20 protein-coding genes are annotated in these 19,719 nt (G+C 75.3%); 5 read left to right on the top strand and 15 right to left on the bottom strand.

Annotated elements, in window-relative coordinates; translation table 11 throughout:
• Positions 1 to 56 precede the first annotated feature (56 nt).
• Positions 57 to 1,607, top strand: coding sequence for a UDP-N-acetylglucosamine 1-carboxyvinyltransferase (locus tag ABDB74_RS08755; RefSeq protein WP_346623348.1), 1,551 nt, complete (start codon positions 57 to 59; stop codon positions 1,605 to 1,607).
• A gap of 19 nt (positions 1,608 to 1,626) precedes the next feature.
• On the opposite strand, the gene ABDB74_RS08750 is transcribed toward ABDB74_RS08755, so the two are convergent.
• The 3 genes from ABDB74_RS08750 to ABDB74_RS08740 all read right to left on the bottom strand — a co-directional run bounded on the left by ABDB74_RS08750 (position 1,627) and on the right by ABDB74_RS08740 (position 5,028).
• A complete protein-coding gene (locus ABDB74_RS08750; protein ID WP_346623347.1) occupies positions 1,627 to 2,385 on the bottom strand; it encodes an SDR family NAD(P)-dependent oxidoreductase in 759 nt (252 codons plus the stop codon).
• Positions 2,386 to 2,471: 86 nt separating this feature from the next.
• Positions 2,472 to 3,209: a DUF5995 family protein gene (locus tag ABDB74_RS08745; protein ID WP_346623345.1), complete on the bottom strand. Its 738-nt coding sequence runs from the start codon at positions 3,207 to 3,209 to the stop codon at positions 2,472 to 2,474.
• Positions 3,210 to 3,213: 4 nt separating this feature from the next.
• A complete protein-coding gene (locus ABDB74_RS08740; RefSeq protein ID WP_346623344.1) occupies positions 3,214 to 5,028 on the bottom strand; it encodes a helix-turn-helix domain-containing protein in 1,815 nt (604 codons plus the stop codon).
• A gap of 393 nt (positions 5,029 to 5,421) precedes the next feature.
• On the opposite strand from ABDB74_RS08740, the gene ABDB74_RS08735 reads away from it, so the two are divergent.
• Positions 5,422 to 6,429, top strand: coding sequence for a DUF2877 domain-containing protein (locus ABDB74_RS08735; RefSeq protein ID WP_346623343.1), 1,008 nt, complete (start codon positions 5,422 to 5,424; stop codon positions 6,427 to 6,429).
• A gap of 33 nt (positions 6,430 to 6,462) precedes the next feature.
• Here ABDB74_RS08735 and ABDB74_RS08730 read toward each other — a convergent pair whose 3' ends face one another.
• The 8 genes from ABDB74_RS08730 to rpe are packed head-to-tail and all read right to left on the bottom strand — an operon-like array spanning position 6,463 to position 12,370.
• A complete protein-coding gene (locus tag ABDB74_RS08730; RefSeq protein WP_346623342.1) occupies positions 6,463 to 6,948 on the bottom strand; it encodes an SSI family serine proteinase inhibitor in 486 nt (161 codons plus the stop codon).
• A 51-nt stretch (positions 6,949 to 6,999) separates the two neighbouring features.
• On the bottom strand, positions 7,000 to 7,866 hold the full coding sequence (hisG, locus tag ABDB74_RS08725) for an ATP phosphoribosyltransferase (protein WP_346623341.1): 867 nt from the start codon (positions 7,864 to 7,866) through the stop codon (positions 7,000 to 7,002).
• A gap of 34 nt (positions 7,867 to 7,900) precedes the next feature.
• A complete protein-coding gene (locus tag ABDB74_RS08720; RefSeq protein ID WP_346623339.1) occupies positions 7,901 to 8,164 on the bottom strand; it encodes a phosphoribosyl-ATP diphosphatase in 264 nt (87 codons plus the stop codon).
• On the bottom strand, positions 8,161 to 8,688 hold the full coding sequence (ribH, locus tag ABDB74_RS08715) for a 6,7-dimethyl-8-ribityllumazine synthase (protein WP_346623338.1): 528 nt from the start codon (positions 8,686 to 8,688) through the stop codon (positions 8,161 to 8,163). Before ribH ends, ABDB74_RS08720 begins: the two co-directional genes overlap by 4 nt.
• Positions 8,685 to 10,004: a bifunctional 3,4-dihydroxy-2-butanone-4-phosphate synthase/GTP cyclohydrolase II gene (locus ABDB74_RS08710; RefSeq protein WP_346623336.1), complete on the bottom strand. Its 1,320-nt coding sequence runs from the start codon at positions 10,002 to 10,004 to the stop codon at positions 8,685 to 8,687. The genes ribH and ABDB74_RS08710 overlap by 4 nt, the downstream gene beginning before the upstream one ends.
• A complete protein-coding gene (locus tag ABDB74_RS08705; RefSeq protein WP_346623334.1) occupies positions 10,001 to 10,624 on the bottom strand; it encodes a riboflavin synthase in 624 nt (207 codons plus the stop codon). Before ABDB74_RS08705 ends, ABDB74_RS08710 begins: the two co-directional genes overlap by 4 nt.
• A 1-nt stretch (position 10,625) precedes the next feature.
• Entirely contained in the window at positions 10,626 to 11,702 is a 1,077-nt protein-coding gene (gene ribD / locus ABDB74_RS08700) for a bifunctional diaminohydroxyphosphoribosylaminopyrimidine deaminase/5-amino-6-(5-phosphoribosylamino)uracil reductase RibD (RefSeq protein ID WP_346623332.1), read from the bottom strand.
• Positions 11,699 to 12,370 (bottom strand): ribulose-phosphate 3-epimerase, encoded by a 672-nt coding sequence (gene rpe, locus ABDB74_RS08695; RefSeq protein ID WP_346623330.1) that lies wholly within the window; start codon positions 12,368 to 12,370, stop codon positions 11,699 to 11,701. Before rpe ends, ribD begins: the two co-directional genes overlap by 4 nt.
• Before the next feature lie 106 nt (positions 12,371 to 12,476).
• Here rpe and ABDB74_RS08690 point away from each other — a divergent pair, with 106 nt between their 5' ends.
• The 3 genes from ABDB74_RS08690 (at position 12,477) to ABDB74_RS08680 (ending at position 16,267) form a co-directional block, all read left to right on the top strand.
• Positions 12,477 to 13,106 (top strand): universal stress protein, encoded by a 630-nt coding sequence (locus ABDB74_RS08690; protein WP_346623328.1) that lies wholly within the window; start codon positions 12,477 to 12,479, stop codon positions 13,104 to 13,106.
• A gap of 67 nt (positions 13,107 to 13,173) precedes the next feature.
• Positions 13,174 to 14,652, top strand: coding sequence for an aldehyde dehydrogenase family protein (locus ABDB74_RS08685; RefSeq protein WP_346623327.1), 1,479 nt, complete (start codon positions 13,174 to 13,176; stop codon positions 14,650 to 14,652).
• A gap of 205 nt (positions 14,653 to 14,857) precedes the next feature.
• Positions 14,858 to 16,267 carry a DUF222 domain-containing protein gene (locus ABDB74_RS08680; RefSeq protein WP_346623326.1) on the top strand — a complete coding sequence of 470 codons (1,410 nt, stop codon included), beginning with the start codon at positions 14,858 to 14,860 and terminating at the stop codon, positions 16,265 to 16,267.
• 114 nt (positions 16,268 to 16,381) lie between these two features.
• On the opposite strand, the gene ABDB74_RS08675 is transcribed toward ABDB74_RS08680, so the two are convergent.
• The 4 genes from ABDB74_RS08675 to def form a co-directional block, all read right to left on the bottom strand.
• On the bottom strand, positions 16,382 to 16,789 hold the full coding sequence (locus ABDB74_RS08675; protein WP_346623325.1) for a VOC family protein: 408 nt from the start codon (positions 16,787 to 16,789) through the stop codon (positions 16,382 to 16,384).
• A 78-nt stretch (positions 16,790 to 16,867) separates the two neighbouring features.
• On the bottom strand, positions 16,868 to 18,253 hold the full coding sequence (locus tag ABDB74_RS08670; RefSeq protein ID WP_346623323.1) for a transcription antitermination factor NusB: 1,386 nt from the start codon (positions 18,251 to 18,253) through the stop codon (positions 16,868 to 16,870).
• The gene (fmt, locus tag ABDB74_RS08665; protein ID WP_346623321.1) at positions 18,250 to 19,230 is read right to left on the bottom strand and encodes a methionyl-tRNA formyltransferase; all 981 of its coding nucleotides are present in this window, start codon (positions 19,228 to 19,230) and stop codon (positions 18,250 to 18,252) included. The genes ABDB74_RS08670 and fmt overlap by 4 nt, the downstream gene beginning before the upstream one ends.
• Positions 19,179 to 19,712 carry a peptide deformylase gene (gene def, locus ABDB74_RS08660; protein WP_346623320.1) on the bottom strand — a complete coding sequence of 178 codons (534 nt, stop codon included), beginning with the start codon at positions 19,710 to 19,712 and terminating at the stop codon, positions 19,179 to 19,181. The genes fmt and def overlap by 52 nt, the downstream gene beginning before the upstream one ends.
• Positions 19,713 to 19,719 lie beyond the last annotated feature (7 nt).

Below are 19,719 nucleotides of genomic sequence, written 5' to 3'. Positions count from 1 at the left end.
CGATCTCCACCCGTGCGCCTGCCGATTTCATCTCACATGCGAGATAACGTGACCCGGTGACGCTGACCGACCTGCCCACCGATGATGCGATGCGCCGGATCGGAGCTCTCGTCCGCGACGCCCGCCGCCACCGCGGGCTCACCCAGCAGCAGCTCGCCGAGCGACTCAGCACCAGCCAGAGCGCGATCGCCCGCATCGAGCAGGGCAGCCAGAACCTGACGCTGGAGTTCCTGGGCCGGCTCTCCGCGGCCCTGGACAGCGAGCTGATCAGCCTCGGCCCGGCTCCCGCGGGCCCCGCGCACCTGCGCGTCACCGGCGGGCGGCCGCTGCGCGGCCGGGTCGTGGTGAAGTCGTCGAAGAACGCCGCCGTCGCCCTGCTCTGCGCCGCGCTGCTCAACCGCGGCCGCACCACGCTGCGCAACGTCTCCCGGATCGTGGAGGTGGAACGCATCCTCGACGTGCTGCGCTCCATCGGCGTCGAGGCCACCTGGGACGAGCACGGCCACGACCTCACCCTCGTCGTCCCCGACGAGCTGGACCTCGGTGGCATCGACGCCGACGCCGCGCGGCGCACCCGCAGCATCATCATGTTCCTGGGACCGCTGCTGCACCGTGCCCGCAGCTTCCGGCTGCCCTACGCCGGCGGCTGCGACCTCGGCACCCGGACCGTGCAGCCGCACATGATCGCGCTGCGGCCCTTCGGCCTCGAGGTCGAGGCGCACGCCGGGGAGTACCAGGCCACCGTCGAGGGGCCCGCCGCCGCCCACCGCACGATCGTGCTCACCGAGCGGGGGGACACGGTCACCGAGAACGCGCTGCTGGCCGCCGCACGGGCCGACGGCACGACGACGATCCGCAACGCCAGCTCCAACTACATGGTGCAGGACCTCTGCCTGTACCTGCAGCTGCTCGGCGTCGAGGTCGAGGGCCTCGGGACGACGACCCTCGTCGTCCGCGGCCGCCCGGTGCTGGAGGCCGACGTCGACTACACGATCAGCGAGGACCCGGTCGAGGCGATGAGCCTGCTCACCGCCGGGATCGTCACCTGCTCCGAGCTGACCGTGGCCCGCGCCCCGGTGGAGTTCCTCGAGGTCGAGCTGGCGGTGCTGGCCGAGATGGGGCTCCGCTACGAGCTGTCGCCGGAGTACCTGGCCGACAACGGCCACACCCGGCTGGCCGACATCACGATCCACCCGTCGGACCTCAAGGCGCCGATCGACAAGATCCACCCGATGCCGTTCCCCGGCCTCAACATCGACAACCTTCCCTTCTTCGCCGTGATCGCCGCCCAGGCCCAGGGGGCGACGCTGATCCACGACTGGGTCTACGACAACCGGGCGATCCACCTCTCCGACCTCACCCGGCTCGGGGCCGACGTGCGCCTGCTGGACCCGCACCGGGTGCTGGTCAGCGGCCCGACCCGGTGGTCCAGCGCCGAGGTGGTGTGCCCACCGGCGTTGCGGCCGGCCGTGTGCATCCTGCTCGCGATGCTGGCGGCCAAGGGGACCTCGGTGCTGCGCAACGTCGACATCATCGCCCGCGGCTACGAGCAGCTCTACGAACGGCTCGTGGAGATGGGCGCCGACATCGAGGTCTTCCGCGACTGAGTGGAGGACCCGCCGGCCGTCAGCGCTCCTGGTCCGTGGGGCGGACGAGGACCTCGTTGACCGCCACGTGCGGCGGCTGGGTGACCACGTAGACGACGGCGCGGGCGATGTCGTCGGCGTGCAGCGCCCGCATGCTCGCGTGCATCCTCTCCGAGGCGGCCTTCGCCTCGGGCTGGGTGATGTGCGAGGTCAGCTCGGTGGTGACCGCTCCGGGTTCGACGAGCGAGATCCGCACGCCCCGGCCGGTCACCTCCTGGCGCAGCGACTCGCTGAAGGCGTTCACCGCCCACTTGCTGGCGTTGTAGACCCCGGCCCCCTTGCGCGCGGTCCGGCCGGCCACGCTCGACATGTTCACGACGTCGCCGGAGCCCTGGTCGAGCATGCCGTCGATCGCGGCGTGGGTCATGTACATGACGCCCATGACGTTGGTCTGGACCATCCGGCGCCAGTCCTCGGGATCCGCACCGGCGATCGTGCCCAGCAGCATGACGCCGGCGTTGTTGACCAGGACGTCCAGGCCGCCCAGCTCCTGCCGGGTGCGGGCCACGGCGTCGCCGCACGCCCGCTCGTCGGTGACGTCGAGATCGAGCGGCAGCACCGTCGCCCCGCCGTCCCGCATCCGGGCGGTGAGGGCGTCGAGCCGGTCCTTGCGCCGGGCCCCGACGGCGACGGCCGCGCCGGCCTCGGCCAGGGCGATCGCCGTCGCCTCCCCGATGCCCGACGACGCCCCGGTCACGAGTGCCACCTTGCCGGCGAGCGGACGTTCTGCCTGGGTCATGCGGACCTCCTCCGCGCCGCCCCGTGCGGCGCACCCCCTCACCCTGCCCGCACGCCGGTCCACCCGCCGCCCGGGGCGGGCAGGGGTCAGCGAAGGGGGACGCCGAAGCCGTGGACGGCGAGCCGGACGAGCACCGGCCCCGGCCGCAGCAGGTCGCCGACCCGGGCCGCGCTCGCTCGCTCCAGTTCGGCCAGCCGGTGGGCGTAGGCGGCGTCGCCGTCCAGCCGTGCGGCGTGCAGCGCCCGGGTGTTCCGCCACACCGTGCGCCGCGACTCCCGCAGGAAGAGCCGGCTGGCGGTGCGGTTCACCGGTGCGAGCACCCGGTCCAGGCGGGTGCGCCGGCCGCCGGAGCGTTCGAGCGCGAGGTCCTCCTCGGCCACGCGCGCGGCCAGCACGCCGTCGATCCGCCCGTGGTCGCGGTGCCGGCGGGCCAGGATCTCCGCATCGAGGAAGTCCGCCGGCGGGATGGCCCGCAGCAGCGACTGCGGCAGGTCGTAGTTGATGTGCGCGTTCATCCCCAGCAGCACGTGCGCCTCCGGGGGCAGCGCCGGGTCCGCCCCGAAGGCCAGCCGCCACGGCGCGGGCGCCGACCGCGGGTCCCGCCGGTGCGCCTCCAGCGCGTCGAGGTACAGGCCGGCGAAGTCCACATCCCACGCGGTCACCCACGGGACGTCTTCGAACACCCCGTCGTCCAGGGCAACGCCCACCGCCCGAGTGGTGCGCAGGTAGGTGCCGAGGAAGTGCCGGGCGGGGTCGCGCCCGGCTGCGAGCGTGCGGCCCAGGTCCTCCATCCGCGCGACGAGCGCCTCCACGTCCGCGGCCACGGGCTCAGACCAGCGCGTCGAACCCGTCGTCGGACGGGAGCGCCAGCCCCCCCTCCGCCGGCGGCCGGTGCGGCTGGTCCAGGCCGCGCATGCGGGCGGCGTGCAGGGCCAGCAGCAGGTTCAGCCGCAACGTCGGGTCGGTGGTGAAGGACCCCAGGAGGCGCTCCAGCTTCCCGATGCGGTACCGCATGGTGTTGTAGTGGAAGTGCAGCCGACGGGCCGACTCGGCGACGTTGAGGTTCGTCTCCAGCAGCACCCGGAGCGTCTCCCGCAGGTCGGCGGAGTCGGCGTCGGTCGCGTCGGCCAGCGGGCCGAGCACCTCGTCGACGTAGGAACGCAGCTCGGAGCTGTCGGGGATCAGCGACAGCAGCCGGAAGACCCCGAGCTGGTCGAAGTGGGTGACCACCGAGGGCCCGTGGATCTCCTGCCCCACGCCCAGCGCCCGCTGCGCCTGCCGGTGCGCCTCGGCGAGCTCGGCCAGCGAGTCCGCCGGACGGCCGATCCCGGTACCGAGGAGGCGACCCACCCGGCGCAGCCGGCCGTTGACCCGTGACGTCACCGCCGACACGAGGGCCGACAGCTCCTCCGGTGTCCGGCCGTCGAGGGGCAGCAGCGTGACGATCTCGGTGGCCAGGCCGGCGACGGCGGCGCCCGCCACCTCCGACTCGAGCGCCGCCCGCCAGCCGTCGGCGAGCCGGTCGAGGACGTCCAGCGCCCTCGTCGGGTCGGCCGCGGCGTCGGCGACGGTCTCGGTGGCGGTGACCAGGACCGCCACCGGCCCGTCGAGCCGCCAGCCGAACGAACGGGTGTAGGCCAGCGTCCGCTGGGTGTGGCCGACCGAGCCGCCGACCAGCCGGCGGACCAGGTCGCCCTGGAACCGGAGCTCCACCGAGTGGACCGCCTGCAGCCGGATCACCGACAGCGCGGCGATGACCGCGGCCCGCTCGAGCACGCCGCCGGCGCCGAGCATCATGGCGCCCGTGCGGTGGACCGCGACCAGCCACCCGTGCCGCTGGTCACCGGCCATGATGGGGGCGACCGCGTACTCCCCCACCCCGCCGGGCAGCTCGTGGTGGCCGGGCACGAGCAGGATGCCGTCCGCCGGGGAGAGATCGGCGTCGGCGAGCACGTCGGCCGGCGTGACGACGGTCTGGTCGGCACGGACGCCGGAGAGCCGGCGCGACGGCGCGAGCTCGGCCAGCGCGTCGTCGGCGGCCGCGTCCAGCAGCCAGAGCCAGTCGCTGATCTCCGCGACGTCGTCGGCGGGGCCGGCGCTGGTGACCACGTCCCGGTCGGGGCCCAGGCCGAGCACGGCGGCGCCCTCGAGCATCACCGCGAGGCGCTGGGTGACCTCGGCCAGCCCGCCGCCGGAGAGAGCCACGCCGATGAACTCGTCGTCCATGCGCGAGGAGAGCGCCAGCGCCTGGCCCTGCTTGGCGACGACGGCGCCCAGGACCGCGGAGACGATCTCGTCGAGCCGGGCGCCGGGGGGCAGCGCCAGCACGGGCAGCCCCCGGCGGTCGGCCTCGGCGAGCACCTCGGCGGGCAGCGGCGCCGGCCCGTCGGAGCGCCGGTAGGCCAGGGCGGCGGTGCCCGCGGCGTCGAGGCGGTCGACCAGGGCCCGGCAGCTGGCCGGGTCGGCCGGCGGCAGCCGGGCACCGAGCACGACGAGGACGTCCGGGCCCGCGGCGGCCAGCGGCTCGGCGGGGTCGTCGACGACCATGTGGCGGAGGACCCGTCCCAGGCCTGTGGCACCGGCGGTGACCGTGGCACCGGCCAGGACCGGCAGCCCGAGGGCCTCCTCGACGGTCAGCCCCATCCGCTGCTGCCAGTTGCCCCGGTCGTCGCGGCGCTCGTCCCGGGGCGACTCGTCGACAGCCCAGTTACGACGGAACGGGGCGGTTCCATTACGGAAAGTAGAGGTCAGAAGCGGTGCATCACTCTGAGTCACGAGGCATCCCCTCTCAGTCCTCATCCAGGGTGCCACACCACAGGAAGCTGTCAGGTGTCCCTCGACGCCGGAGGCCATTCTTGGCGACATCCGCCATAAGAGGGCATGCGACGCGCCGCATAGGTTCGACCTCGAGCCACCCGCTCGCTGGATCGTAGGCGCTCCCCCGGGAGCGTGTGCACCCTCCCTGCGGGAGGGGTGGACCGCACGGCGGAACGCCGATCTCCCGGCCTCCGCCGTCCCGTCTGGTGGAGGGCGACCATGAGCGCGATCGACGACACCACAGTCCGGACCGGCCCGAGCGACGGCGCAGCACTGCGCGGCCGGGCAGCACCCGCGGGCGTGTCGACCATCCCGCTCCCCCGCGACTCGGTCCGCGCCGCGGCCCGCCCGGCCGGGCCCGCGACGGCGGCCTCCGCCGTCCCCGCCGCGGCCAGCACCGGCGTGGCCGATCTGCTGCGGGGCCCGGTGCGCCCCGCCCGCGTGCTGCTCTCCGGCCCCGCCGCCGTCTACGTGCAGGTGGTCGGTGAGCGCGGCGGCGGGGACGTCGTCGGTGTCATGACCAGCGACGCCGCCCGGCTGCCGCTGGGATGCATCCTCTTCCGTCCGAGCAACGGCCGGCCGCTGGTCGGGTTGCCGCCCGGCGCACCGGCCGAGGTGGGCGGCGGGCGGATCGTCGTCGGTGACCTCGCGGTCAGCGCGGCCGCCTGGTGGGACCCGCGCCCCCGCCTCCCCGGTGGGCGTCCCGCGCTGCTGCCCGAGGGCGTCCGGCAGCTGCGCACGACGCTCTACGGCGAGGGGATGCCGCACAGCGCGTTCACCCTGCCCGGCCTGCCCACCGGTCCCGGGGGGCCGCTCGCGGCCCTGCGCGGGGCGGTGCGCCGGGCCGATCTGGAGGCGGCGCTGCGCACCGCCACCCGGCTGGTCGGCCTCGGCCCCGGTCTCACCCCGGCCGGTGACGACGTCATGGCCGGCACGATGGCCGGGCTCGTGCTGCTCGGGCACCCCGCCGCGGAGCGGTTCGCCGCGGGCGTGTGCTCCCTCGCCGCCGGTCGCACCACCGAGCTGTCCCGGGCCCTGCTCCGGCACGCGGCCGCGGGCCGGGTGAGCGGCGAGTACGCCGCGGTGCTGCGCGGCCTGGTCGGCGAACGCCCGCTCGCACCGGCGATCGAGCGGCTGCTGGCCACCGGCGCCACGAGCGGCCGGGCGATGGCACTGGGGCTGTGCACGGCGATCGACCTCGTGGACCGCACCGCGCGGACGCGCTGAGCCGCTCTCCCGGACCCCTGCCGGGCTCCGCCGTCAGGCCAGGGGCTGGATGCCCACCGGCACGGGGAGCACCGGCCCGAGGGAGTCCCACTGGGCGATCGTGCAGCCGTTCTCGCGGGACAGTTCCAGGTCCACCGGTTCGGCCGCCCACTGCCCGGTGATCCGCGCGGTCTGCGGGCCGCCGTACTGCTGGGTGCACACGGCGTCCTCGGGCACCGGCGCGAACGGTTCGCTCATCCCGCGCAGGTGCTCGCAGGCGGCCTCCGCCTGCGGGTGGCTCCCCTCGGCCGATCCGTCGCAGGTGAGCGTCCAGGTCTGCGGCGGGGAGCCGTCGCCGAGGTCCACCTCGATCCGCAGGTCGTTCTCGGCCCGGGCGACGCCGGAGCCCGCACCGCCGTCGGCCGGCGTCGTCGGGGAGCCGCCGACCGCGCCCGGAGCCGGCCAGCCGTCGTCACCCGTCGCGCACCCGCCGAGCGCGGCGACCAGGGCCAGCAGGACGAGGGGCAGCAACCGTCGCATACCGGTCCGACGAACGGGACGCCGGGAAAGTTGCCGCACCGCGGCCCTCGATCAGACCCGCGAGGCGTGGATGCTCGTGACCAGGATGGCGCGGGCCCCCAGGTCCCAGAGCTCGTCCATCACCCGGTTGGTCTCGGTGCGGGAGACCATCGCACGCACCGCCGACCACCCCGGGGTCTGCAGCGGGCTGACCGTGGGGCCCTCGATGCCGGGGGTCATCGCGGTGGCCTTCTCCAGCAGCTCGTTGGGGCAGTCGTAGTCGAGCATCACGTACTGCCGGGCCACCAGGACGCCGCGCAGCCGGCGGCGCAGCTGGGCGACGGCCGGGATCTCCTCGGCGCCCTCCCGGCGGACCAGCACCGCCTCGCTGCTGAGCACCGGGTCGCCGATGATGTGCAGCCCCGCGGCGCGCAGCGTGGTGCCGGTCTCCACGACGTCGCAGACGGCGTCGGCCACGCCCAGCCGGCAGGCGGTCTCCACCGCGCCGTCGAGCTTGACCACGCCCGCGGAGATGCCGGCGTCGTCCAGGAAGCGCTGCAGCAGCACCGGGTAGGCGGTGGCGATGCGCTTGCCGGCCAGCTGGTCGACCCGCTCGATGCCCGACTCCACCGGGCTGGCGAAGCGGAACGACGAGTGCCCGAAGCCCAGCGGCATGACCTCGACGGCGGCCGGCCCCTCGCCGTCGGCCGGCGCGGTCTCCAGGAGCATGTCCCGACCGGTGATGCCGACGTCCAGCGTGCCGGCGGCCACGTACACCGCGATGTCCCGCGGCCGGAGGTAGAAGAACTCGGTGTCGTTCTCCGGGTCGAAGACCGCGAGGTCCTTGGTGCTGCGGCGCTGGCGGTAGCCGCTCTCGGCGAGCATCTCCGCCGCCGGCTCGCTCAGGACGCCCTTGTTGGGCACGGCGATGCGCAGCACGGTGCGGGACTCCTCGGTTCGGGGGGCGGGACGATCAGAGGTGAGCGTAGACGTCGTCGAGCGTCAGGCCCCGGGCCAGCATGAGCACCTGCACCCGGTAGAGGAGCTGGCTGATCTCCTCCGCGGTGCGGTCGGCACTCTCGTGCTCGGCGGCCATCCAGGACTCGGCGGCCTCCTCGACGACCTTCTTGCCAGCGGCGTGGACGCCGTCGCGCACGGCGGTGACGGTGCCGGAGGCCGGATCGCCGTCGGCCACCTTGGCGGCGAGCTCGGCGAACAGCTGGTCGAAGGTCTTCACGGACGGGCCTCCTGGCCGGCGGGGATCACGGAGAAGCCGGTCGGCCGCTGCGTCCCCCGGATCTCGCGCAGCGTGAGAGCGGTGGCCAGGGCGGCGATCGCCGCCTCCCAGCCCTTGTCCTCCGCCGATCCGGGGAGCCCGGCGCGGTCGCGGGCCTGCTCCTCGGTGTCGCAGGTGAGCACGCCGTTGCCGACCGGCTTGCCGGCGTCGAGCGACACCCGGGTGAGCCCCGCCGTCACGGCGTCGCAGACGTACTCGAAGTGCGGCGTGCCACCGCGGACGACGACGCCGAGCGCGACGACCGCGTCGTGCCGCTCGGCCAGGGCCTGCGCGACGACGGGCAGCTCGACCGCGCCCGGCGCGCGGACGACCGTGGGCGCCGGGATGCCGCTGGCCTCCGCGGCCGCCACGGCGCGGGCCAGCAGCGACTCGGTGAGCTCGGCGTGCCAGGTGGTCGCGACGATGCCCAGTGTCAGCCCGGCGGCGTCCACCGCGCCGACCTGCGGCGCACCCGCCCCGCTCATGCCGGCTGCTCGTCCTGGCCGAGGGGCACATCGGTGCCCGGCACCGTGGTCGCGCCCGGTGCGTCGGCCGGACCCGACTCGGTCTCCGGCTCGATGATGTCGAGCAGGTGGCCCATGCGGTCCCGCTTGGTCCGCAGGTAGCCCAGGTTCTCCGCGGTCACGTGGCTGGGCAGGGGCACCCGGCCGAGCACGCGCAGCCCGTAGCCCTCCAGCCCGGCGCGCTTGGCCGGGTTGTTGGTAAGCAGCCGCATGGTGTGGATGCCCAGGTCGACGAGGATCTGCGCACCGGTGCCGTAGTCGCGCGCGTCGGCGGGCAGGCCGAGGTCGAGGTTGGCGTCGACGGTGTCGACGCCCATGTCCTGCAGCTGGTAGGCCTGCAGCTTGTGCAGCAGGCCGATCCCCCGGCCCTCGTGCCCGCGGATGTAGAGCACGACGCCGCGGCCCTCCTGGGCGACGGCGGCCAGCGCGGCCTGCAGCTGGGGGCCGCAGTCGCAGCGCAGCGAGCCGAAGACGTCGCCGGTGAGGCACTCGGAGTGCACGCGCACCAGCACGTCCTCGCCGTCACCGATGTCGCCGTAGACGAAGGCCACGTGCTCGCGCTCGTCGTAGGAGCTGCTGTACCCGACGGCGGTGAAGGTGCCCGGGGCCAGCGGCACGATCGCCTCCGCCACCCGCTCCACGAGCTTGTCGAACCGCTTGCGGTAGGCGATCAGGTCGGCGATGGAGATCAGGCAGAGGTCGTGCTCGTCGGCGAACACCCGCAGCTCCTCGCTGCGGGCCATGCCGATCGGGTCCTTCTCGCTCACGATCTCGCAGAGCACGCCCGACGGGCGCAGCCCGGCCAGCAGCGCGAGGTCGACGGCGGCCTCGGTGTGGCCCGGCCGGCGCAGGACGCCGCCGTCGCGCGCCCGCAGCGGCACGACGTGCCCGGGCCGGGCGAGGTCGGCCGACGTGGTGTCCGCCGCGGCGAGCGTGCGGATGGTGTGCGCGCGGTCGGCCGCGGAGATGCCCGTGGTGACGCCCTCTCGGGCGTCCACGGTGACGGTGTAGGCGGTGCCCAGGCGGTCCTGGTTCACCCGGTGCATCGGCGGCAGGTCCAGCCGGTCGGCGTCGGCCTCGGTGACGGCCACGCAGACGTAGCCGGAGGTGTACCGGACCATGAACGCGACCAGTTCCGGGGTGGCGAGCTCGGCGGCGAAGATCAGGTCGCCCTCGTTCTCGCGGTCCTCGTCGTCGACGACGACGACCGGCTTGCCGCTCTTGATCGCGGCGAGGGCGGTCTCGATGGAGTCCAGCCGGGTGGCGGGCGCGCTCATCGACGCGCCTCCAGCAGCCGTTCCACGTACTTGGCGATCACGTCGACCTCCAGGTTGATGGGGTCCCCCGTGGCGCGCGCGCCGAGCGTGGTCTCGCGGAGGGTGGTGGGGATGAGGCTGACCTCGAACCAGGGGTCGGGGTCGGCCACGGCGCTGACCGCGCTCACGGTCAGCGAGACGCCGTCGACGGCGATGGAGCCCTTCTCGACGACGTAGTGGGCCAGCGCGGCCGGGAGGGCGATGCGCACGACCTCCCAGTGCTCGGCCGGGGTGCGGGAGGCGATCCGGCCGACGCCGTCGACGTGCCCCTGCACCATGTGCCCGCCGAGCCGGGTGTGCGGGCTGACGGCGCGCTCGAGGTTGACCGGCGCTCCGTCGGTGACCGAGTCGAGGCTGCTGCGGCGCAGGGTCTCGGCCATGACGTCGGTGGTCCAGACACCGCCGCCGTCGGCGTCGGGCCGCACGCCGGTGACGGTGAGGCAGACGCCGTTGACCGCGATGGAGTCGCCCAGCGAGACGTCCTGCAGGACGGTGCGGGCGCGGATGCTCAGGACGGCGGAATCGCCCTGGTCCTGCCGTCCGGCCAGGGTGCCCACCTCTTCGACGATGCCGGTGAACACCTCAGCTCCCTCCGTCCGGGCCGTCCCCGCCGGTGCGGGTGCCCCCACCAGTGTGCCGGGTGGGGTGCAGCCGGATCTGCACGTCCCCGCCCAGGGGGGTGAGTTCGGCCGGCGAGAAGGACAGCGCCGCGCCGATCCCGGTGATTCCCAGGTCACCGACGAGGGAGGGGCCGGCCCCGAGCAGCTTCGGCGCCAGGTGGACGACGGCCTCGTCGACCAGCCCCGCCCGCAGGAAGGCGGCGGCGAGCGTGGGGCCGCCCTCGAGCAGCAGCCGGCGGACGTCGCGGGCGAAGAGCTCGGCCAGCAGCTCGTCCGGGCCCGTGGCCCGGCTCACCAGCGTGGGCGCCGCGTCGTCGAGCACCCGGGCCCCGGCCGGCAGCCGGCCGCGGCGGTCGACGACCACCCGCAGGGGCTGCCGGGCAGCGTCCCGGCCGTCGGCGTCCCGCACGGTCAGCTGCGGGTCGTCGGTGAGCGCGGTGCCCGAGCCGACGACGACGGCGTCGCAGCCGGCGCGCAGCCGGTGCACCTCCGCGCGTGCCTCCGGCCCGGTGACCCAGCGACTGCTGCCGTCGGCGGCGGCGACCCGCCCGTCGAGCGTGGCGGCGACCTTCCAGATCACGTACGGGCGGTGCTCCCGGACCCCGGTGAGCCAGCCGGCGAGCGCGCCGCGCTCGGCGGCCTCCTGCTGGAACCCCAGGACGACGTCGACGCCGGCGGCCCGGAGCCGCGCCGCTCCCCCGCCGGCCAGCTCGGTCGGCTCGGGCACGGCGACGACGACCCGGGCGATCCCGGCCGCCAGGAGGGCGTCGGCGCAGGGCCCGGTGCGACCGGTGTGCGCGCACGGCTCGAGGGTGACCACCGCGGTGCCGCCCCGGGCCCGCTCCCCGGCCTGCGCGAGCGCGGCGACCTCCGCGTGCGGGCCGCCGGGCGGGGCGGTCGCCCCCTCTCCCGCGACGGTGCCGTCGGGGGCCAGCACCACGGCGCCGACGGCCGGGTTCGGGCTGGTGGTGCCCAGCGCCGTCGCGCCCAGCGCCCGGGCGCGCGCCATGGCACGCAGTTCGAGCGGGCCGACGCTCACCCGGGCATCGCCGCGGCGGCCTGCGCGCGCAGCGCGGCGATCGCCTTCGCCGGGTCGTCGGCGCCGTAGACGGCGGATCCGGCGACGAACATGTCGACGCCGGCCTCCGCCGCCTGCTCGATGGTGTCGGCGTTGATGCCGCCGTCGATCTCGACCAGCAGGGTCAGCTCGCCGGCGTCGACCAGCTCGCGGGCGCGCCGCACCTTGGGCAGCACGTCGGCGATGAAGGACTGGCCGCCGAACCCGGGCTCGACGCTCATCACCAGCAGCGTGTCGAAGTCGGTCAGCACCGCGAGGTAGTCCTCCAGCGGCGTCCCGGGCTTGATCGCCAGCCCGGCGAGCGCCCCGGCGGCCCTCAGGTCCCGCGCGACCGCGCGCGGATCGGTGCAGGCCTCGGCGTGCACGGTGACGTTGCGGGCGCCGGCCTCGGCGTACCCGGGCGCCCAGCGCTCCGGGTGGTCGATCATCAGGTGGCAGTCCAGCGGCACCGGGCTGACCTTCTGGATGGCCTGCACGACCGGGAGCCCGAGGGTGAGGTTCGGGACGAAGTGCGCGTCCATGACGTCGACGTGCAGCCAGTCGGCATCGGCGACGCGGGCAACCTCGTCGGCGAGGCGGGCGAAGTCCGCGGACAGCAGGCTGGGCGCGATCAACGGTTCCCGGGACACGTCCGCGGAGTCTAGGTGGGCGCCCGACGGGGAACCGGACCCGATCGCCGGACGTCGGGCCAGGTGGGTGCCGCAACCGCGCACCGGAACCCCGGAGGGAGCCGTCGTGCCGCTGTACGTCTCGATACCCCTGGTCGTCGTCATCTGGCTGGCCATCGGCCTGGGAGCTGCGGTCTGGCTCGGCCGCCGCGGCTACCGTGACCGGAAGTGGTACCTGATCGGGGCCGCGCTCGGCCCGCTCTTCGTGCCGATCGCGCTGGAGCGCGGCCGGGAGCAGAACCGCGTGGTCGAGCGGACCCCGATGGCCGACGCGACGCCGGCCGGTCCCGACGGCACGGTCACCGTGGTCGTCGGCGTCGACGGGTCGGAGGAGTCCGACCGGTCCGTGCGCGACGCCGCCCGGCTGTTCGGCGGTGGAGGCACCCGGGTGGTGCTGGTCATGGCGATCGACCCGGACGTGGTGGAGTTCCACGACGACACCGAGCGGGACCGGTGCCGGAGCCTGCTCGCCGACCGCGCCGACTGGTTCCCCCGGAGCTCGCCGGTGGTGGAGATCGCCAGCGGCCGGCCGGGCCACGCACTGCTCGAGGTGGCGCGGCAGGAGTCCGCCGACGTCGTCGTCGTGGGCCGGCGGGGCCGGGGCCTGTCGCACCGGATGCTCGGCAGCGTCGCCGAGCACGTGACCCGCCACTCCCCCGCCCCCGTGCTGCTCGCCGGGCCCGTCGCCGGGAGATGACCGGGCGGGCCGTCCCGGGGCCCGGGTGGCAGGTGTCCGTTGCGGACCACCGGGTAGGGCCCGCTCCATGGCTTCCGACCCCTCGACCCCCGCTCCGTACGACGGTTTCGACCGGATGCCCATCGGCGGCACCTGGCGCCCCGGCAACGCCGGGAAGACCGCCACCGACACCGACCCCTACACCGGCGCGACGCTGACCGAGATATCCCTCGCGGACGCCGGCGATCTCGACGAGGCCTACGCGACCGCCAAGGAGGCGCAGCGCGAGTGGGCCGCCCGGCTGCCCAGCGACCGCGCCGACGTGATGCGCCGGGCCGCCCGCATCATGGAGGCCCGGAAGGACGAGATCGTCGACTGGCACATCAAGGAGAGCGGCGCCGCCGCACCGGCCGCCGAGTTCGAGTTCGCGATCACGCTGCGCGACTTCCACGAGGCGTCGTCCTACCCGTACCGGATGGAGGGCCGGATCCTCCCGGCCGACATCGAGGGCAAGGAGAGCCGCGTCTACCGCCGCCCGGTCGGCGTCGTGGCCGTCATCAGCCCGTGGAACGTGCCGATGCACCTGTCGAACCGGTCGGTGGCTCCCGCGCTGGCGCTGGGCAACGCCGTCGTCCTCAAGCCGGCCGGTGACACCCCGGTCACCGGCGGCCTGCTGCTGGCCAAGGTCTACGAGGAGGCCGGCCTGCCGCCGGGCCTGCTCTCGGTGGTCATCGGCGCCGGTCGCGACATCGGCGACGCGATCGTCAGCCACCCGACCCCGCGGGTCGTGTCCTTCACCGGGTCCACGCCGGTGGGCAAGGGCATCGCGGAGAAGGCCGGGCTGAAGAAGCTCTCGCTCGAGCTGGGCGGGAACGGCCCGCTGGTGGTGCTCGACGACGCCGACCTCGAGTACGCGGTGGACGCCGCCGTCTTCGGGAAGTTCTTCCACCAGGGCCAGGTGTGCATGATCACCAACCGGATCGTGGTGGACGCCGCGGTGCACGACGAGTTCGTCGACCGCTACGTGGAGCGGGTGCGCGGGCTGAAGGCCGGCGACCCCACCGAGGCCGACACGGTGATCGGCCCGATCATCAACGCCAAGCAGCTCGAGGGCATCCAGGAGAAGGTCGCCCAGGCGCGGGACGACGGCGCCCAGCAGCTGCTCGGCGGCGACCCGACCGGCCCGATCGGCTCGGTGCTGCCGCCGCACGTGCTGCTGGGCACGAACGACGTCGCCACCGCCCGGCAGGAGGTCTTCGGCCCGGTCGCGACGATCATCCGGGCCCGGGACGAGGCCGAGGCGCTGAGCATCGCCAACGACACCGAGTACGGGCTGTCCAGCGCCGTCTTCACCCGGGACACCCTGCGCGGGGTGAACTTCGCGCTGCAGGTGGAGGCGGGCATGACCCACGTCAACGACTCGCCGCTCAACGACGAGAACAACACCGCGTTCGGTGGCGAGAAGGACTCCGGGCTCGGCCGGTTCGGCGGCGAGTGGGCGATCGAGGAGTTCACCACCGACCACTGGATCAGCGTCCAGCACACCCGGCGGCAGTTCCCCTTCTGACGGTAGGCCGGGTGGCGGCCACCCGGCCCGTCCGGCCGTGCCGCGCACGATCGGATCCTCGCGCCGGCCTGCGCCGTCACCGCGGTGCTGCGCGACGACGTCCGCGGCGTGCTGGCAGCCGTGCTCCCCACCGGGTCATGAACCGATCCGCTTCCGGGTCGCGCCGCGGAGAACTGTCGTACCCCCCCCCGCTTAGCCTGCGGATATGTCGGTGGTCGGGTTCGCGGTCGGGGTGACCGTGACGTCGGTGGACACGGCGCCCTCGCCGTGGGAGATCGACGATCCCGACTTCTGCGACCGGGAGGAACCGCTCGGCGGGTGGCTGCCGGCCCGCCGCAGCGCGGCGGAGACCGCGGAGTTGCTCGCGCAGATCGTGGTGGCCGAGGCGAAGCTGGCCGCGCTGCGCGCCGAGCTCGTCATGGACCTGGCGGCCGCCCGTCCCGCGCCGGACGGCCGGTCACCGGGTGGGGAACAGGCCGGGCAGGTCGGGCCGCCGGGGGTCAGCGAGTTCCTGCCCGATGAACTGGCGCTGATCCAGAACTGCAGCCGCACTGCGGCGGTCACCCAGCTCGAGCACGCCGAGATCCTCACCACCCGGCTGCCGGCCACGCACGCGGAGCTCAGCCTGGGACGGCTGGACTGGGCGCGGGCGCGGGCCATGGCCGCGGAGGTCGCCGCCACCGGCCGCGACACCGACCCGGCCGCGATCGCCGGCATGGAGACCGCGGTCCTGCCCCGCGCCGCCGAACTGGGCGCGCGCAAGCTACGGGAAGCCGTGCGCGCCGAGCTGCTGGCGCGCGACGCCGCGGCGGCCGACCGGCGGCGGGAGCAGCGGCGGCGCGGGGCGGATGTGACGGTGCGTCCGGTCGGGGACGGGATGAGCGAGTTCCGCGCTCTGCTGCCCCATCCCGAGGCCCGCGCCTGCCGGGACGCCGCCGACCGGCACGCCCGCGCGGCCAAGGAGGCCGGCGACACCCGGCCGATCGGGATGCTCCGCGCCGGAGCGGCGGCCGACCTGATGCTCCGCCCCTGGGACGACACCCGGCCACCGGTGACCGCGCACCTCACCGTGGTCGCACCCCTGACCGCGCTGACCCCGGCCAGCTTCCTCGCCGCCGGCGCGCCGCTGCCCGCCGCCCTCACCCACGCGCCGGCGCCGGTCGGGGAGGTGGACGGGGAGCCGATCACCGCCGCCCACCTGCGCGAACTGCTCGCCCAGCTCGACGCGGTCGGCCCCTCGCGATCACCGACGCCGCCGGCGCGCTGCTGGCCGTCCTCGGCCGCACAGAACTCGAGCGGCTGGCCCGCCGCGGCTGCCCCGACCACCCCGCCACGCTCTGCGCCTGCCCCCTGCCGGCCCGGCCGGGCCCGGTCGACCGCTACCGCCCCACACCCGCCCAGCAGCGGTTCCTGCGGGTCCGCGACCGCACCTGCCGGCACCCCGGCTGCACCGTCCGGGCCGGCTGGGCCGACCTCGACCACGTCGTCGCGCACGCCCACGGCGGCCAGACCTCGTGCCACAACCTGTGCTGCCTCTGCCGCCGCCACCACCGGCTCAAGACCTTCGCCCCCGGCTGGACCCACACCCTCGACGACGACGGCGTACTCACCGTGATCACCCCCACCGGCGTCACCCGCACCAGCCGGCCACCCGGCTACCGCGTCCTCACCGAACCACCCGGTCCACCACCCGACCCGGCCGACGACCCACCACCCTTCTGACCGGCGCTCAGGCGCCGTCCCGCCCCCGCGACGCGGCGACTTCCGCGGTGCTGCGCAGGATGCAGAACTCGTTGCCCTCGGGGTCGGCGAGAACCACCCAGCCGGTCCCGTCGGTGTTGCGGCGGTCGTCGACGGCCGTCGCGCCGAGGGCCAACAGGCGGGCGAGCTCCTCGTCGCGCGTGCCCTCGCGCGGACGCAGGTCCACGTGCACCCGGTTCTTGACTCGCTTCGGATCGGGCACCTCGATGAAGAGCAGCTGGTGGTGCCCGTCGCGCGACCTGATGAGGCACTCCTCGCGGCCGGGCCCGTTCGGGTCTTCCGGGTCCTCGACGTAGTCGAGGACGACCTGCCACCAGCGCGACAGCGCGTAGGCATCAGCGCAGTCGACGCTGGTGTGCGACACGTACGACGCCATCCCCGGATGGTGGCACGGTGCCCGGGCGTCCACAGCCGGCCCGGCGGTGCGGCTGCTACCGCCGACCGCACGACGCGGTCAGCGGGTGCGGCGGAGCAGCGCCATGAACATGGCGTCGGTGCCGTGGCGATGCGGCCACAGCTGCCCGTACTCGCCCCGCGCGATGCCCGGCACCTCCGGGAACAGCGGCGCCACCGGCAGCACCTCGACGTCGTCCCGCCCCGCCGCCGCGTCGGCCACCGCGACGGTCTCGTCGGTGTGCGGCGAGCAGGTCACGTAGGCGACCACGCCCCCGACCCGCACCGCGCGCAGTGCGCTGTCCAGCAGATCGGTCTGCAGCTCGGCCAGCGGGGCGACGTCGGCGGCGGTCCGCCGCCAGCGCACCTCCGGGCGGCGCCGCAGCGCACCCAGCCCGGTGCACGGCGCATCCAGCAGCACCCGGTCGAAGGAGCCCGGCGCCCACGGCGGCTGCGTGCCGTCGGCGGCCAGCACCTCGACGTCGTCCTCGTCGCGCAGCGCCTGGCGGACCAGCTCCGCCCGGTGCGGCGCGCGGTCGGCCGCCGTCAGCCGCACTCCGTCGGGCCGGCGGACGGCGAGCAGCCCGGCCTTGCCGCCGGGGCCGGCGCACATGTCCAGCCACGCGGTCTCCGGCCCCTCCAGCGGCGCCCGCGTGAGCAGCAGCGCGGCCAGCTGGCTGCCCTCGTCCTGCACGGCCGCGCGACCGGAGCGCACCGACGCCAGCCGGCCGGGGTCTCCCCCGCCCAGGCGCACCGCGTGCGGCGACCACGGTCCCGGCTCGCCACCGGACTCCTCGGCGAGCGCCGTGCGGTCCATCCGCCGGGCCACCAGGTGCACCTCGGGCGCGGCGTCGTCGGCCAGGAGCGCCGTCTCCAGCTCGCCGTCGTCGTCCAGCGCGTCCCGCCACGCGTCGACGATCCACCGGGGGTGGTCGGTGGCCAGGGCCAGCCGCTCGTCACCCTCGGCCGCCAGGGTGTCGAGCCAGGCGGCCCGGTCGCCCCCGGCGGCCACCTTGCGCAGGACCGCGTTGACCAGGCCGGAGGCCCCGGTACCCACGATGGCGCGGGTGAGGTCGACGGTGGTGTCGACGGCGGCGTGCGACGGCACCCGGAGGTCGACGATCTGGTACGCCCCCAGGCGCAGCAGGTCCAGCACCCGCGGGTCCAGCTCCGACAGGGGACGGGAGACCAGCCCGGTCAGGATCGCGTCGAGGGTGCCCTGGGCACGCAGGGTGCCGTAGGCCAGCTGGGTGGCGAACCCGGCGTCCCGCGGATCCAGCTGCCGCTCGCGCAGCAACTGGGGCAGCAGCAGGTTGGCGAACGCCGCGCGGGAGGAGACGGCATCCAGGACGTCGTAGGCGGTCAGCCGGGCGCCGTCGAGCACCGGCCGCCGGGTCGCGGGGTGCCGGCGCCGCCCGGGAGCTCCCTTGCGCGGGGGACGGGTCACTCGTCGCCCATCCGCTCCCCCGGGGCGGGGCGGGCGCCACGGGCCCAGTCGGCGGCCGGGAGCATCCGCTTGCCCGCGGGCTGCACCTGGCCCAGCCGCACGGCGCCGTTGCCGGTGCCCGCGACGACGTCCCCCGAGGTGACGAGCACCTCACCGGGCTCGAGGGCGGGGCCGTCCACGACGAGCTCCACCGGGCCGAGCCGCAGGCGCTCCCCCCGCCAGGTCGTCCACGCGCCGGGCGCCGGCGTCACGCCCCGGATCCGCCGGTCGACCACGTGGGCGGGCAGCGCCCAGTCCACCCGGGCGTCGGCGGCCTCGACCTTCGGGGCCAGGCTGACCCCGTCGCCCGGCTGCGGCCGGGGCTCCAGGGCACCGGCGGCGATCCCGTCCAGCGTCGCGACGAGCAGCCCGGCGCCGCTGACCGCGAGCCGGTCGAGCAGGTCACCGGCGGTGTCCCGCGGGCCGATGGCCTCGGTCAGCGTGCCGTACACGGGACCGGTGTCCAGGCCCGCCTCCAGCAGGAAGGTCGACGCCCCCGTGACCTCGTCGCCGGCCATGATCGCGTGCTGGACCGGCGCCGCGCCCCGCCAGGCGGGCAGCAGGGAGAAGTGCAGGTTGATCCACCCGTGCCGCGGCAGGTCGAGGGCGGCCTGCGGCACGAGGGCGCCGTAGGCGACGACCGGCGCGCAGTCGACGGCGAGGTCGGCCAGCTGCCCCAGGAACTCCGGCTCGCGCGGGGAGCGCGGCTGCAGGACGGGGATCCCGGCCGCGTCGGCGCGCTCGGCCACCGGGGAGCGGCTCACCTTCCGGCCGCGCCCGGAGCGGGCGTCGGGCCGGGTGAGGACGGCGACGACCTCGTGGTCCGAGGCCAGCAGCGCCTCCAGTGACGGGACGGCCGGTGCCGGGGTGCCGGCGAACAGGAGCTTCAGTGCGGGCTCACCTTCACGACGGGCAGATAGCTGCCGTAGCCGGCCCACTCGGCGGCCTCGATCTCGGCCAGCGCGGCGGCGCGGTCGGCGGCGTCGAGCCGGTCGACGAACAAGACGCCGTCGAGGTGGTCGGTCTCGTGCTGGATGGCGCGGGCCAGCAGCTCGGAGCCCTCGATCCGCACCGGGTCGCCGTGCATGTTCCAGCCGGAGGCGACCACGTGCAGGTGGCGCCGGCAGTCGTAGCGCAGGTCGGGGATCGACAGGCAGCCCTCCGGCCCGTCCTGGACCTCCTCGCCCACGGCGGCGACGTCGGGGTTCACCAGGTGGCCGACCTCGCCGTCCACGTACCAGGTGAACACCCGCAGGCCGACGCCGAGCTGCGGCGCGGCGAGCCCCGCGCCCCCGGCGGCCTGCATGGTGTCGGTCAGGTCGGCGACGAGCTGCCGGAGCTCCGCGTCGAAGTCGGCGACCGGGGCGGCCGGCCGGTGCAGCACCGGGTCGCCGTACAGCCGGATGGGGGTGACGCTCACCCGACGA

The sequence above is a fragment of the Blastococcus sp. HT6-4 genome (assembly GCF_039679125.1).
Lineage (GTDB): Bacteria > Actinomycetota > Actinomycetes > Mycobacteriales > Geodermatophilaceae > Blastococcus > Blastococcus montanus.
Note: the sequence above shows the minus strand (reverse complement) of the source record. Positions and strands in the feature narration are given on the sequence as shown.